This window comes from Saccharothrix hoggarensis (assembly GCF_052936025.1).
The window spans coordinates 1,461,243-1,474,505 of record NZ_CP193624.1; the positions used below are offsets into that span (position 1 = coordinate 1,461,243).

16 protein-coding genes are annotated in these 13,263 nt (G+C 71.4%); 12 read left to right on the forward strand and 4 right to left on the reverse strand.

All coding sequences use genetic code 11. The annotated features are described in order from the left end of the window. Positions 1 to 12: 12 nt before the first annotated feature. From era to ACRAKH_RS07140, 7 genes are all read left to right on the forward strand, one after another. Positions 13 to 909, forward strand: a complete 897-nt coding sequence (gene era, locus ACRAKH_RS07110) for a GTPase Era (protein ID WP_380723473.1) — start codon at positions 13 to 15, stop codon at positions 907 to 909. A gap of 10 nt (positions 910 to 919) precedes the next feature. After that, complete coding sequence (gene recO, locus ACRAKH_RS07115; protein WP_380723474.1) at positions 920 to 1,672, forward strand: DNA repair protein RecO; 753 nt, start codon at positions 920 to 922, stop codon at positions 1,670 to 1,672. Positions 1,673 to 1,716: 44 nt separating this feature from the next. Next, positions 1,717 to 2,535, forward strand: coding sequence for an isoprenyl transferase (locus tag ACRAKH_RS07120; protein ID WP_380723475.1), 819 nt, complete (start codon positions 1,717 to 1,719; stop codon positions 2,533 to 2,535). Further along, on the forward strand, positions 2,536 to 2,964 hold the full coding sequence (locus ACRAKH_RS07125) for a YbjN domain-containing protein (RefSeq protein WP_380723476.1): 429 nt from the start codon (positions 2,536 to 2,538) through the stop codon (positions 2,962 to 2,964). Further along, a complete protein-coding gene (locus ACRAKH_RS07130) occupies positions 2,964 to 3,245 on the forward strand; it encodes a hypothetical protein (RefSeq protein ID WP_380723477.1) in 282 nt (93 codons plus the stop codon). The genes ACRAKH_RS07125 and ACRAKH_RS07130 overlap by 1 nt, the downstream gene beginning before the upstream one ends. A gap of 81 nt (positions 3,246 to 3,326) precedes the next feature. Continuing rightward, positions 3,327 to 4,337, forward strand: a complete 1,011-nt coding sequence (locus ACRAKH_RS07135; RefSeq protein ID WP_380723478.1) for a permease — start codon at positions 3,327 to 3,329, stop codon at positions 4,335 to 4,337. A gap of 13 nt (positions 4,338 to 4,350) precedes the next feature. Next, complete coding sequence (locus ACRAKH_RS07140; protein WP_380723479.1) at positions 4,351 to 5,109, forward strand: TIGR03943 family putative permease subunit; 759 nt, start codon at positions 4,351 to 4,353, stop codon at positions 5,107 to 5,109. On the opposite strand, the gene ACRAKH_RS07145 is transcribed toward ACRAKH_RS07140, so the two are convergent. The 3 genes from ACRAKH_RS07145 to ACRAKH_RS07155 are packed head-to-tail and all read right to left on the reverse strand — an operon-like array spanning position 5,097 to position 6,238. Then, positions 5,097 to 5,528, reverse strand: coding sequence for a Fur family transcriptional regulator (locus ACRAKH_RS07145; RefSeq protein WP_380723480.1), 432 nt, complete (start codon positions 5,526 to 5,528; stop codon positions 5,097 to 5,099). The genes ACRAKH_RS07140 and ACRAKH_RS07145 overlap by 13 nt on opposite strands. Beyond that, on the reverse strand, positions 5,525 to 5,926 hold the full coding sequence (locus ACRAKH_RS07150; protein WP_380723481.1) for an ArsR/SmtB family transcription factor: 402 nt from the start codon (positions 5,924 to 5,926) through the stop codon (positions 5,525 to 5,527). The genes ACRAKH_RS07145 and ACRAKH_RS07150 overlap by 4 nt, the downstream gene beginning before the upstream one ends. 45 nt (positions 5,927 to 5,971) lie before the next feature. Beyond that, entirely contained in the window at positions 5,972 to 6,238 is a 267-nt protein-coding gene (locus ACRAKH_RS07155) for a hypothetical protein (protein ID WP_380723482.1), read from the reverse strand. Between the two features lie 17 nt (positions 6,239 to 6,255). Here ACRAKH_RS07155 and ACRAKH_RS07160 point away from each other — a divergent pair, with 17 nt between their 5' ends. The 3 genes from ACRAKH_RS07160 (at position 6,256) to ACRAKH_RS07170 (ending at position 9,033) form a co-directional block, all read left to right on the forward strand. Further along, positions 6,256 to 6,636 (forward strand): antibiotic biosynthesis monooxygenase family protein, encoded by a 381-nt coding sequence (locus tag ACRAKH_RS07160; protein ID WP_380723483.1) that lies wholly within the window; start codon positions 6,256 to 6,258, stop codon positions 6,634 to 6,636. Positions 6,637 to 7,263: 627 nt separating this feature from the next. After that, a complete protein-coding gene (locus tag ACRAKH_RS07165) occupies positions 7,264 to 8,649 on the forward strand; it encodes a glycine--tRNA ligase (RefSeq protein ID WP_380723484.1) in 1,386 nt (461 codons plus the stop codon). Positions 8,650 to 8,667: 18 nt separating this feature from the next. Continuing rightward, positions 8,668 to 9,033 (forward strand): VOC family protein, encoded by a 366-nt coding sequence (locus ACRAKH_RS07170; protein WP_380723485.1) that lies wholly within the window; start codon positions 8,668 to 8,670, stop codon positions 9,031 to 9,033. Positions 9,034 to 9,380: 347 nt separating this feature from the next. Here ACRAKH_RS07170 and ACRAKH_RS07175 read toward each other — a convergent pair whose 3' ends face one another. Continuing rightward, on the reverse strand, positions 9,381 to 10,307 hold the full coding sequence (locus ACRAKH_RS07175; RefSeq protein ID WP_380723486.1) for an AraC family transcriptional regulator: 927 nt from the start codon (positions 10,305 to 10,307) through the stop codon (positions 9,381 to 9,383). 82 nt (positions 10,308 to 10,389) lie between these two features. On the opposite strand from ACRAKH_RS07175, the gene ACRAKH_RS07180 reads away from it, so the two are divergent. Next, on the forward strand, positions 10,390 to 10,821 hold the full coding sequence (locus ACRAKH_RS07180) for an anthrone oxygenase family protein (protein ID WP_380723487.1): 432 nt from the start codon (positions 10,390 to 10,392) through the stop codon (positions 10,819 to 10,821). Between the two features lie 728 nt (positions 10,822 to 11,549). Continuing rightward, complete coding sequence (locus ACRAKH_RS07185) at positions 11,550 to 13,001, forward strand: SulP family inorganic anion transporter (RefSeq protein ID WP_380723488.1); 1,452 nt, start codon at positions 11,550 to 11,552, stop codon at positions 12,999 to 13,001. Positions 13,002 to 13,263: the final 262 nt, after the last annotated feature.

Sequence of the window (13,263 nt, forward strand, 5' to 3'; positions counted from 1 at the left end):
GACAATGGGCGGATGGATGGTTACCGCTCCGGGTTCGCGTGCTTCGTCGGCCGCCCCAACGCCGGCAAGTCGACGCTGACCAACGCTCTGGTCGGGACCAAGGTCGCGATCACGTCGAGCAAGCCGCAGACCACCCGGCACACCATTCGCGGCATCGTGCACCGCGAGGACGGCCAGCTCGTCCTCGTGGACACCCCCGGCCTGCACCGCCCGCGCACCCTCCTCGGCCAGCGCCTCAACGACCTGGTCCGCGAGACGTGGTCCGAGGTGGACGTGGTCGGGTTCTGCGTGCCCGCCGACCAGAAGGTCGGCCCCGGCGACCGGTTCATCGCCGCCGAGCTGGAGAAGATCGCCAAGCGCACCCCGGTCATCGGCATCGTCACCAAGACCGACCTGGTGGGCCAGCAGCAGGTCGCCGAGCAGCTGCTCGCGCTGCAGGAGGTGATGGACTTCGCCGACCTGATCCCGGTGTCCGCGGTGGACGGCTACCAGGTCGACGCCCTGTCCGACCTGGTGCTGGGCAAGCTGCCCGAGGGCCCGCCGCTGTACCCGGACGGCGAGCTGACCGACGAGCCGGAGCTGACCCTGGTCGCCGAGCTGATCCGCGAGGCCGCGCTGGAGGGCGTGCGGGACGAGCTGCCGCACTCGATCGCCGTCGTGGTCGAGGAGATGCTGCCCCGCGAGGGCCGCGACGACCTCGTGGACATTCACGCGAACGTGTTCGTCGAGCGGCCCAGCCAGAAGGCGATCATCCTGGGCCACCGGGGCGAACGCCTGAAGCAGGTCGGCATCACGTCCCGCAGGCACATCGAGAAGCTGCTCGGCACGCGCGTGTACCTCGACCTGCACATCAAGATCGCCAAGGACTGGCAGCGCGACCCGAAGCAGCTGCGCAGACTGGGCTTCTAGGGGTCTCCCGATGGCGAACCTCTACCGGGACACCGGGGTGGTCCTGCGGGTGCAGAAGCTCGGCGAGGCCGACCGCATCATCACGCTGCTCACCCAGAAGCACGGCAAGGTGCGCGCGGTCGCCAAGGGCGTGCGCCGCACCTCGTCCCGGTTCGGCGCCCGGCTGGAGCCGTTCGGGCACGTCGACGTGCAGTTCTACCCGGGACGTTCGCTGGACGTGATCACCCAGGTGCAGACGCTCGACGCGTTCGGCGTGGTCCTGGTGGACGACTACCAGCGGTACACGGCGGCGTGCGCCGTGCTGGAGACCGCCGACCGGCTCACGTCCGAGGAGGGCGAGCCCGTACTGCGGCTGTACCTGCTGGTCACGGGCGCGCTCCGGGCCCTCGCGGCGAAGGAGCGGGACGCGTCGCTCATCCTCGACGCCTACCTGATGCGGGCCATGGCGTTCGCCGGGTGGGCGCCCGCGGTGGACGACTGCGCGCGCTGCGGCGATCCGGGGCCGCACAAGGCGTTCAACGTGCACGCGGGCGGCATGGTGTGCCCGCGGTGCCGGCCGCCGGGCAGCGCCTCGCCGTCCGGTGACACGTTGCGCCTGCTCGCCGCCCTGCTGCACGGCGCGTGGGACGTGGTGGACGGCATCCCGACCGGCGCGCGCCGCGAGGCCAGCGGCCTCGTCGCCGCCCACCTCCAGTGGCACCTGGAACGCCAGTTGCGCTCGCTGCCCTTGGTCGAGCGCAAGGCGCAGCCGACCGACGGTTAGAGTCGCCTGCCGCACCGATCCCGCAGTCTCCCGAGAGGACAGCCATGCTCCGCCGACGGCGGGTTGAGCGCGTCCAGCGCGTTCCCCGACCCCCGGAACCGCACCCGACCGGCGCCACGCCGCCCACCCTTCCGGTCGACCTCGTGCCCCGGCACATCGCGATCGTGATGGACGGCAACGGCCGGTGGGCCAACCAGCGCGGCCTGTCCCGCATCGAGGGCCACAAGCGCGGCGAGGCCGTCGTGGTCGAGGCCGCCAAGGGCGCCATCGAGATGGGCGTGAAGTGGCTGTCGCTGTACGCGTTCTCGACGGAGAACTGGCGGCGCAGCCCCGAGGAGGTCCGGTTCCTCATGGGCTTCAGCCGGGACGTCATCCGCCACCGCACCGACGAGCTGGACGAGCTGGGCGTGCGGGTGCGGTGGGCGGGCCGCCGGCCGCGGCTGTGGCGCAGCGTCATCAAGGAGCTGGAGGTCGCCGAGGAGCGCACGAAGGACAACGACGTGCTGAACCTCGCGATGTGCATCAACTACGGCGGGCGCGCCGAGGTCGGCGACGCGGCGCGGGAGATCGCGCGGCTCGTCGCGGCGGGCAAGCTCAACCCGGACAAGGTCGACGAGCGCACCGTCGCCAAGTACCTGTACCAGCCCGACATGCCGGACGTGGACCTGTTCATCCGGCCGTCCGGCGAGCAGCGCACGTCGAACTTCCTGCTGTGGCAGTCGGCGTACGCGGAGCTGGTGTTCCAGGACATCCTGTGGCCGGACTTCGACCGGCTGGACCTGTGGCGCGCCTGCGAGGCGTACGCCATGCGCGACCGGCGCTTCGGTGGCGCCGTGGACAAGCCCGACGTGGAGGATTCCTAAGTGACCGACGAGGACGCCAAGGTGACCGCGGAGCTGCTGACCGCGGCCCGCGAGGCGTTGGAGATGTTCCACGAGGTGCACGTCGACGACGACGGCGCGCTGAGCTTCCAGCACGGCGAGGTGCCGTGCGCGGTGCAGGCCATGCGGCTGGCCGAGGGCCTGACCGTGCTGAGCCTGACGTGCGTCGTGGCGTGGGACCTGCCCGACGACCGGAACTTGGCCGTGTCGGCCGCCGAGCGCGCGGGCCAGGGCCTGTTCGGCACGCTCGGTGTCGTGCACACCGATCGGGGGATGGATGTGACGCTGCGCTACGCGTTCCCGGCCGAAGGGCTGAAGCCGGAGCCGTTGAGCACGCTGTTGATGCTGGTCGTGTCCACCGCTTCGCAGCTGCGGAGCGAGCTGCTCGCCGGAACCGGGGACGGTGCCTGATGGCTGGTGTGATCGTGTACGAGCCCGACGACGACTCGGACGTGGAGGGCCTGCCGTGGGCCATCACGTTCGAGGCGTCCGCGGGGGACGAGTGGGCGTCGTTCGTGTGCGGCCCCTACGAGCGTGACGACGCCGTGCGGCTGGCGGAGGAAGTCCTCGCGTCCAGCCGCGGCGTGACCGCCGTCGTCGAGCCGCTGCTGCCGGTGACGGAGGCGGCCGACGTGCTCGCGACCATCGCCGAGCTCCGCGAGGAAGAGGACGCCGAGGCGCCTGAGGACTAGTCACCCGGTGGCGCCGGGAGTTCACCGAAAGGCGACGTTGGTCGGTTCGTCGCGGCGGCCGGTTCTGGCATCATCTCGGAAGTGACAATCACTGGCGAGATCCGCGGATCGCGTCCGCGCCGCACGCCACCGCGCTGGAAGATCACTTCGCTGGAAGTGCTCTGCGTGGTGCTGGTGCTGGCGCTGGTGTTGCAGGACTGGCTGGTCGGCGTGCTGAACGTGCCGGTGCTGCGGACCGCGTCCACGGTGTTCGTCGCGGTCTGCGTGCAGGCGCTGCCGTTCCTCGTGCTCGGTGTGCTGCTCAGCGGCGCGATCGCGGCGTTCATCCCGGCGAGCGTGCTGCGGCGCGCGTTGCCGAAGAAGACCGCGCTCGCCGTGCCCGTCGCGGGCGTCGCCGGCATCGCGCTGCCCGGCTGCGAGTGCGCGTCCGTGCCGGTCTCCCGACGGCTGATGCAGCAGGGCGTCGCGCCCGCCGTGGCGCTGACGTTCCTGCTCGCCGCGCCCGCCGTGAACCCGATCGTGCTGGTCTCCACGGCCGTGGCGTTCCCGAACGCGCCGATGATGGTGCCCGCCCGGTTCACGGGAGCCCTGCTCACGGCCGTCGTCATGGGCTGGCTGTGGACCCGGTTCGGCAAGGCGGAGTGGATCGCCGAGCGCGCCCTGCGCCGGCTGCCGGACAACGACGGCACGTCCCGCTGGGTCGTGTTCGCCGAGACCGCGCGGCACGACCTGGTCGACGCGGGCGGGTTCCTGGTGCTCGGCGGCGTGTTCGCGGCGGCGTTCAACGTGCTCGTGCCGCAGGCGTGGCTGGAGACGCTGGGCGGCCAGATCGTCCTCGCCGTGGTGGTCCTGTCGCTGCTGGCCGTGGTGCTGGCGCTGTGCAGCGAGGCCGACGCGTTCGTCGCCGCCTCGATGTCGGCCCTGCCGCTGCTGCCGCGGCTCGTGTTCCTGGTCGTCGGCCCGGCCGTCGACGTCAAGCTCATCGCGCTGCAGGCGGGCGCGTTCGGCAGGTCCTTCGCGGCGCGCTTCGCCCCCGCCACGTTCGTGGTGGCGATCGCGTCCGCACTGGCGGCGGGAGCGGTGTTCCTGTGAGGCGGGGAAAGCCATGAGGCGTGAGACGCAGAACATCCTGCTGGTGCTGCTCGGCGGCGCGCTGCTGAAGCTCGCGCTGACCGGCACCTACCTGCGGTACGTCAAGGAGTCGCTGCAGCCGTGGCTGGTCGTCACCGGCGGCGTCATGGTCGTGCTGGCCGTGGTGTCGATCGTGCGTGACGTCCGGGCCGGTCAGGCGCAGACCGCCCCCGACGGGCACGAGGGGCACGACGGGGCCGAGCACGCTCCGGTCGACCACAGCGGGCACGACCACGGCACGTCCCGCAGCCCGTGGATGCTGCTGCTCCCGGTGTTCGCGGTGTTCCTGATCAGCCCGCCGGCGCTGGGCGCGGACACCGTCAACCGGTCCGACCGCAACGCCGCCCAGGAGGCCAAGGCGTCGAGCGGGTTCGCGCCGCTGCCCTCCGACGACGTCATCCCGCTCACCATCACCGAGTTCGTCACCCGCACCGCCTGGGACGACTCCGGCTCCCTCGACGACCGCACGGTCAAGCTCACCGGGTTCGTGGTGCGCAAGGACGCCGACGTGTACGTCGCCCGGCTCACCATCTCGTGCTGCGCCGCGGACGCCTCGCCGGTCAAGGCCAAGATGGTCGGCCAGGACTTCGGCGCGCTGCCGACCGACCAGTGGATCGAGGCCACCGGCCGGGTCGTGCCCGGCTCGGCGACCAAGGAGACCGCGTTCGTGCCGACGTTCACCGTCTCCGAGGTCGTGCCGATCCCGGCGCCGGAGGACACCTACGAGGGCTGACCCTTCCCGGCGCACTCCCGGCACGTGCCGAAGATCTCCACGGTGTGGCTGACCTCGACGAACCCGTTCTCCGCGGCGACCCGGTCGGCCCACTTCTCCACGGCCGGGCCCTCCACCTCCACCGTGCGGCCGCAGCCGCGGCACACCAGGTGGTGGTGGTGGTGCTGCGAGCAGCGGCGGTAGATCGCCTCGCCCGAGTCGGTGCGCAGGACGTCCACCTCGCCGGCGTCCGCCAGCGACTGGAGCGTGCGGTAGACCGTGGTCAGGCCGATGCCCTCACCGCGCTTGCGCAGCTCCTCGTGCAGCTCCTGGGCCGATCGGAATTCGCCGAGCGAGTCGAGCAGCTTGGACACGGCGGTGCGCTGCTTGGTCGACCGCAGGCCGGGGACCGCGGTGGTCGGGCGCTCGCTAGTCGTCACATCTCCTCCGTCCGGGTGGTCCGGTCGGTCTGGTTGATACCACGCGGGCCCTCGTCCACGTGGGTCACCGCGTCCACCACGATGTGCGCCAGGTGCTCGTCCACGAGCCGGTAGACGACCTCGCGGCCGTGCCGCTCGCCGTGCACCACGCCCGCGGCCTTCAGCACCCGCAGGTGCTGGCTGATCAGCGGCTGGGCCACGCCCAGCGCCTCCACCAGCTCGTGCACGCACCGGTCGGCCTCGCGCAGTTGCAGCACGATCGCGATCCGCACCGGCGCGGCCAGCGCGCGCAGCAGCTCACCGGCCGCGGACAGCGTCCGAGCGGGCTTCCGCGGCGCCGGCGGCGGCACTTGGCGCTCCGGGGAGTGCACGTGCTCGCCCCGCACTCCTGCCGTCACGGCGCCTCCCACGTGGTATGGATTTTCACCACCGATACTACGGCGCTAGAGCACCGACACCGTGATGAGCACCAGCACGGCCAGCACCAGCACCCTCAGGACGCGCGCGCTGGGCGTCAGCAGGGGCCACGTCACGGCGAGCAGCGCCGCCACGCCGAGGGCCAGCAGGCCGAGCAGCAGCGCGCCCACCGCCCCCTGGAGCCACACACCCAGTCCGAACAACACCAGGACCAGCAGGAACACCGCCGGCGCGGGAATCCGCGAGAGCGGTCCGGCACCGGGGATCAGGGTCCGCTTCGAGTCACCAGCCACCGTGGCATCCTTGCACCGTGCTGCTCGTGTGCCGCTTCACCGTGGCGGAAACCGAAGTCGAGGCGTTCACCGGGCGCGTCGACCGGGCGTTGGCCCTGCTCACCGCCCAGGCGGGCTGCCGTCGAGCCCAACTGTCCCGCTCGACCGACGAGGCGGACCGGTTCGTGCTGACCGTCGAGTTCGACTCGGTCGTGGCGTACCGGCGGGCGATGTCGCCGTTCGAGGTGCGGGAACACGTCATCCCCCTCCTGTCGGAGGCGAACACCGACGAACCGGCGGCCTACGAACCACTGCTGGTGGCCGACGGCGGGACCGTGCGCCGTGAGGTGAGCTTGCTGGCGCACGACGCCGGCACCGTCCGGTTGGGCGAGGCCGCCGGCCCCACCACGCCGCGCTGACCTCCGCTTTCCGTTCGCGTTGCCGTTGGCGTTGGCGTTCACCGAGTTGTCCACAGGCGGGCTGGATCGGCGGGGATTCGTCGGTCACCTCTGGCAGGATCAAAAACAGGGATCCCCTGGGCGGGGACCCCTGCGCAAGCACGATCGTCGGCCCGGCGACGGCACACCCACCCGAGGCTCGACAGGCGACCCCGGCCAGCCGGTCAGGTGAGCCCCCTGCCGACTGGCGATGCGACCCCGCCCGGCCAGCGGCACGCCCCCGGCCCTGCCCGCCAGACGCCTCCTGCCAGCCGGCGATGTGACCCCGTCAAGTCGGTCCACGACCCTCTGTCGGCCGACGCGATGACCCATGACCGCGCGGCCGGCCCGATTGAGACCGTCGTACAGCTCGCCGCCTGGCGCAAGAGCGCGCGATCGCCGTCGTCGGGCTGGGTGGGGTCGGGCTGGGTGGGGTCGGGCGGCGTGGGCGGATCGGGTCGGCGGAGTCGCACATCACGCGCGACTCGTAGGCCGCCCGAGGGGGCGTAAGCACAGGTCTGGGCCGGTCGCCCGATGGCGGCCGGACGGCAAGGACTACCCTGGCAAGCCCGTTTCCCGTCCCCTTCTGCATCTCCCGATGGAGTGTCCGTGGCAGCCGATCGCATCGAGACCGTCGTCAGCCTGTGCAAGCGTCGCGGGTTCGTGTACCCGTGCGGCGAGATCTACGGCGGCACCAGGTCGGCCTGGGACTACGGTCCGCTCGGTGTCGAGCTGAAGGACAACATCAAGCGCCAGTGGTGGAACTTCATGGTGCGGGGGCGTGAGGACGTCGTCGGCCTCGACTCGTCGGTGATCCTGCCCCGCGAGGTGTGGGTGGCGTCCGGTCACGTCGACGCGTTCGTCGACCCGCTGATCGAGTGCAACTCGTGCCACAAGCGGTTCCGGCAGGACACGCTGGTCGAGGAGTACGCCGAGCGCACCGGCAAGGAGGTCGCCGAGGGCGACGTCTCCGACGTGCCGTGCCCGAACTGCGGCACCCGCGGCCAGTACACCGAGCCGAAGATGTTCAACGGCCTGCTGAAGACCCACCTCGGCCCGGTCGAGACGGACGAGGGCCTGCACTACCTGCGCCCGGAGACCGCGCAGGGCATCTTCACGAACTTCCTGAACGTGCAGACGACGTCGCGTCGCAAGCCGCCGTTCGGCATCGGCCAGATCGGCAAGAGCTTCCGCAACGAGATCACGCCCGGCAACTTCATCTTCCGCACGCGTGAGTTCGAGCAGATGGAGATGGAGTTCTTCGTCGAGCCCGGCACCGACGAGGAATGGCACCAGTACTGGATCGACGAGCGCACCCGCTGGTACAACGAGCTGGGCATCTCGAAGGAGAACCTGCGGCACTACGAGCACCCGCAGGAAAAGCTCTCGCACTACTCGAAGCGCACCGTCGACATCGAGTACCGCTTCCAGTTCGGCGGCCAGGAGTGGGGCGAGCTGGAAGGCATCGCGAACCGCACCGACTTCGACCTGAACACGCACTCGAACCACTCGGGCGTCGACCTGTCGTACTTCGACCAGGCCACGAACTCGCGCTACCGGCCGTTCGTGATCGAGCCCGCCGCGGGCGTCGGCCGGCCGATGATGGCGTTCCTCCTCGAGGCCTACACCGAGGACGAGGCGCCGAACGCCAAGGGCGGCGTCGACAAGCGCGTCGTGCTCCGCCTGGACCGCAGGCTCGCGCCGGTGAAGGCCGCGGTGCTGCCGCTGTCGCGCAACGCCGACCTGTCGCCCAAGGCGAAGGACCTGGCCAACGCCCTGCGCAAGCACTGGAACATCGAGTTCGACGACGCGGGCGCCATCGGCCGCCGCTACCGCAGGCAGGACGAGATCGGCACGCCGTTCTGCGTGACGGTCGACTTCGACACCCTCACCGACCAGGCCGTGACGGTGCGGGAGCGCGACACCATGTCGCAGGAGCGCGTGTCGATGGACCAGCTGGAGGGCTACCTCGCCGCGCGGCTGATCGGCGCCTGACGCGTGCACCGCAGCCGCGTGTTGGGGATCTTCATCGACACGCCCGCCGCGGACGCCGGTGCGGCGGCCGACTTCTGGTCCGCCGCACTGGGCGCGACGGCACGTCCGGTGGCGGGCGAGGAGCAGTTCACCGCGCTGGACGGCGCCATCCCGGGGCTGATCGTCGACGTGCAGGCGATCGACGGCGCGCCGCGCTACCACGTCGACATCGAGACCGATGACGTGTCGGCCGAGGTCGCGCGCCTGACGGCCCTCGGGGCGACGCCGGTGTCGCGCTGGCTGGAGTGCCACACGCTGCGCGCGCCGGGCGGCCACCTGCTCTGCGTCGTTCCGGTGCACAGCGACCGCGAGGTGTTCGACGGGTCGGCGCGGACCTGGCCGTGAGGCTGTGGGGTTCGCGGAGTTGTCCACAGGCGGGCGGTTGGGCGGTGAATCCGTCGGTGGTCGGTGGTTGACTTGATGCCAGGGGACCCCCTGGCGGGGACCTCCGCGAAGCACGGCCGCAGGCCGGGTCGCCCCCCAGTGCGGGTCGCCCCCCAAACCGGGACGGCTCCAGTCCGGCTCGCCCCCAGGCCGGAACGGCCCTGGGTGGCGTCCACGGGTGAAGGCGCGAGGGGCCGCCTGCCCGTCGTGTCGCGTCAGCCCGTGGATGTCGTGTCAGCCTGTGGGTGCCGTGTCAGCCTGTGGGTGCCGTGTCAGCCCGCCGCGCGGTGGCAGCCCACCGCGTCGTGTCAGCCCGCCGCGCGGTGTTCGGACGGGCTGATCCCGCGTTCCCGCTTGAACGCCGTGCTCAACGCGAAAGCGGTGCTGTAGCCGACCTGGTGGGCCACCGCCGCCACCGTGGCGGACGGCTCGCGCAGCAGGTCGGCGGCCAGCGCGAGGCGCCAGCCGGTCAGGTAGGACATGGGCGGCTCGCCGACGAGTTCGGTGAACCGCCTCGCCAACGCCGCCCGCGACACCCCTGCCGCCGCCGCCAGCGAACCGACCGTCCACGATCGCGCCGGGTCGGCGTGCAGCAACCTCAACGCCTTGCCGACGACCGGGTCGGCGTGCGCCGAGTACCACGCGGGCGGGTCGGCTTCCGGGCGGCAGAACCACGCCCGCAGCACGGAGATCAGCAGCAGGTCGAGCATCCGGTCGAGGACGGCCTCCTGGCCGGGGTCGTCCCGGGTGACCTCGGCCGCCAGCAGCGGCACGATCGGCAGGTCCGAGCCGGGCACCACGAGCCACGACGGGAGGGCGGCCAGCAGCCGCGTGCTCACCTCGCCGTCCAACTGGTACGTCCCGCTGAGCAGCACCACGGACCCGTCCGGGTCGACGCCCCACGTGCGCACGCCCAGCCCCCACTGCTCGCACAGCTCGGCCCCCTCGGGCGTGGTGGTGATCTCGCCGGGGTGGACGACGGCGCGGACGGGCGTCGCCGGGTCGTCGGCCAACGTGTACGCGTCCGGCCCGCGCAGCACGGCCACGTCGCCGGCACGCAGCCGCACGGGCTCACCGCCGTCGGGGACGAGCCAGCCGTCACCCCGCACGAACGCCACCACGGACAACGGCGCGCGGTCCTCGACGCGCACGGACCACGGCGGGTCGACGACGGTCCGCATGAGGAAGGCGCCACGGGCGCGCGGCCCGTCCAGCAGCCCGGCGAGAGCGTCCACGGGGCCAGCCTAGAGACGTTCTCGTATGCGTTCGAGCGTTCAAGCGATGGGAAGTCCAGGAGCGGTCGACTTGACTGGTCGCATGTTCCCCACGGTGACGATCATCGCGGCCCTCGGCTGCGGCACGATGGCAGGCGTCTTCTTCGCGTTCTCCGCGATGGTCATGCCCGGTCTGCGGCGGGCCGAACCGGCGGTCGGCATCGCCGCGATGCGGGCGATCAACCTCGCGGTGGTGAACCCGGCGTTCATCGGCCTCTTCGTCGGCACGGCGGTCGTGGGCGTGGTCGCCGCGTTCGAGGGCGACCCGTGGGCGTGGGCGGGCGCGGCGCTGTACGGGCTGGGCGGGATCGTGCTCACGGGCGCCTTCCACATCCCGCGCAACAACGAGCTCGAACGCCTCGGCACGCCCGAGTACTGGGCGCGCTACCTCCGCGAGTGGGTGCCGGCCAACCACCTCCGGGCGTTCCTCTCGCTCGCCGCCGCGGTCTCGTTCGTCGTGGCCGCCCTCACCTGACCGCTACGGTCCGTTACCAAAACGCCCTCTTGATGATCTGCGTCACGAACGATCGAGTGAACCTCTACCCGGACTGCTCGGAGAGCGTTCCACATTAACCGTCACGTCACCCCGATTTGTGACACTTGACGCGAGGCGCAGCTCATCGGGGGGTGTCATGACGCGTGTTGTTGTCGTCGCAATCGCATTGGCGCTCCTCGCCGTGCTCACCCCGACTTCACCCGGTCATGCCCAGCCGATGCGGGTCGTTCCCGTGTCCCACACGGCTGTTGCCGGTGAAGAGGAACCCACTCGCGAGTGCCGCGGCAACTCGGAACCGCGATCGTGGACGACCCGCTCCACCGCCTCCCACCAGCAGGGACGCGCGTCGCGGCCGGTCATCGGCACGCAACGACGTCCAATTCGACAACGCATGTGCCAAATTTTCCCACTTGTTGGGACATTGCCGGAGGACCACCTCCTCTCCTGGTCGACACCGGCCGCGTTGCAGGTGTTCCGGAACTGATCGGTACCCCACCGCCAGCGATCGCATCGTCCGACCACCGACGAGTGGGGTAATCCGTGGAATACCGTCAACTGATCCCTCGCGCGCGCACGAATTCAGTACGCCGAACGACCGAAACAGGACGCCGCTCGGCCGTCCGCCCATCGCCGACCACCTGGTTCGCCACCTGTCCGGACTCACGCATCGTGACCGTGACGGCAGGCCGGGCGTTCGGAGTGGTCCGGTGAGCACGAGCACCGAACGTCCCGCCCCGCCGGGGCGGCAGACCTTCTGGCCCGACGTCGGCGCGTCGCTGGTGGTGTTCCTGGTGGCGCTCCCGCTGTGCGTGGGCATCGCCGTCGCCTCCGGTGTGCCCGCCGAACTGGGCATCATCACCGGCGTGGTGGGCGGCCTCGTGGTCGGCCTGCTGCCCGGCAGCACCATGCAGGTCAGCGGACCGGCGGCGGGCCTGACCGTGCTGGTGGCCGACACCGTCGCCGAGCACGGCCTGCGCGCGCTCGGCCTCATCGTGCTCGGCGCGGGCCTGCTCCAGGTGGCGATGGGCCTGCTGCGCCTCGGCCGCTGGTTCCGCGCCATCTCGCCCGCCGTGGTGCAGGGCATGCTCGCGGGCATCGGCCTGGTGCTCGTGCTGGGCCAGCTCTACCCGTTCGCCGGGCAGGACCAGCCCGCCACCACGAGCGGGAAGTTCGCCGGGCTGGCCGACCTGGCCCGGACCGCGCTGACGACCCCGGTCGGCCTGAGCGGCGTGGCCGTCGGCGTGCTCACGCTGGTGGTGGCGTGGCTGTGGAAGCGCGCGCCGTGGCGTGCCGTGCCGGGGATGCTGGTGGCCGTCGTGGTCGCCTCGGCGGTGGGCGTGCTGCTCCCGCTGCCGCGCATCTCGGTCGGACCGCTGACCGACGTCGTGGCCCTGGTCGACTTCTCCCTGCTGGACGCGGGCCTGCTGGGCGCGATGCTGACGTTCGCGTTGGTGGCGTCGGCGGAGACCCTGTTCTGCGCGGCGGCCGTGGACCGCATGCACGACGGGCCGCGGACGAGGTACAACCGGGAGCTGGTCGCGCAGGGCCTCGGCAACGCGATGTGCGGCGCGTTGGGCGCGCTGCCGATGACCGCCGTGATCGTGCGCAGCGCGTCCAATGTGGACGCCGGCGCCCGGACCCGGCTGTCCCGCGTGCTGCACGGCCTGTGGCTGCTGGTGTTCGTCGTGCTGCTGCCGGGCGTGCTGTCCTACGTCCCGCTGGCGGTCCTGGCCGCGCTGCTCGTGCAGGCGGGCTGGAAGTTGCTGGCGCCCCGGCAAGTCCTCGCCCTGGCCCGCGAGGACCGCGCCGAAGCCGCCGTCCTGGTCCTCACCGCGGGCCTGATCGTGCTGACGGACCTGCTGACCGGCACCCTCGTGGGCCTGCTGGCGGCGGTGGTCAAGACCGCCTGGGACATGTCCCGCCTGACCGTCACGGTGACCGCGCACGGCGAGGACCACCACCACGTGGCCGTGCGGGGCAACGCGACGTTCCTGAAACTGCCCGGTCTGATGGAGACCCTGGAGGCCGTGCCGGACAGCAGCCACGTCCGCGTGGACCTGACGGACGTCCGCCACCTCGACCAGGCGTGCGGCCAGGCGATCGACCAGTGGGCCGCACAACGGGGCAGCGTGGAACTGCTCCACCCGGTGTTCGACTGATCGACCGGGGAACGCCCCGCCGGTTCGGCCGCGCGCCACCCGACCGCATCGCGGGCACGGGCGGGCGAACTGGCGGTGTGGTCCGGCAGGACGTCGTGCCCGTGCGCGATGCCCTCTTCCGCGGAGGTCGTCGCCGTGTGCGAGGGCACGGCGTCCTGTTCCGGGATCACGGACATTTGATCAATTTCCCGCATTCGTTCGGGCGTGATGATCAATTCGAATTCGGTTGGAATGCGATAAGGGTGTTGTAAGCCTTGTCGGG

Coding starts and splice junctions, on each gene's coding strand:
- era (WP_380723473.1), top strand. CDS start 13: ATGGATGGTTACCGCTCCGGGTTCGCGTGCTTCGTCGGCCGCCCCAAC.
- recO (WP_380723474.1), top strand. CDS start 920: ATGGCGAACCTCTACCGGGACACCGGGGTGGTCCTGCGGGTGCAGAAG.
- ACRAKH_RS07120 (WP_380723475.1), top strand. CDS start 1,717: ATGCTCCGCCGACGGCGGGTTGAGCGCGTCCAGCGCGTTCCCCGACCC.
- ACRAKH_RS07130 (WP_380723477.1), top strand. CDS start 2,964: ATGGCTGGTGTGATCGTGTACGAGCCCGACGACGACTCGGACGTGGAG.
- ACRAKH_RS07140 (WP_380723479.1), top strand. CDS start 4,351: ATGAGGCGTGAGACGCAGAACATCCTGCTGGTGCTGCTCGGCGGCGCG.
- ACRAKH_RS07180 (WP_380723487.1), top strand. CDS start 10,390: ATGTTCCCCACGGTGACGATCATCGCGGCCCTCGGCTGCGGCACGATG.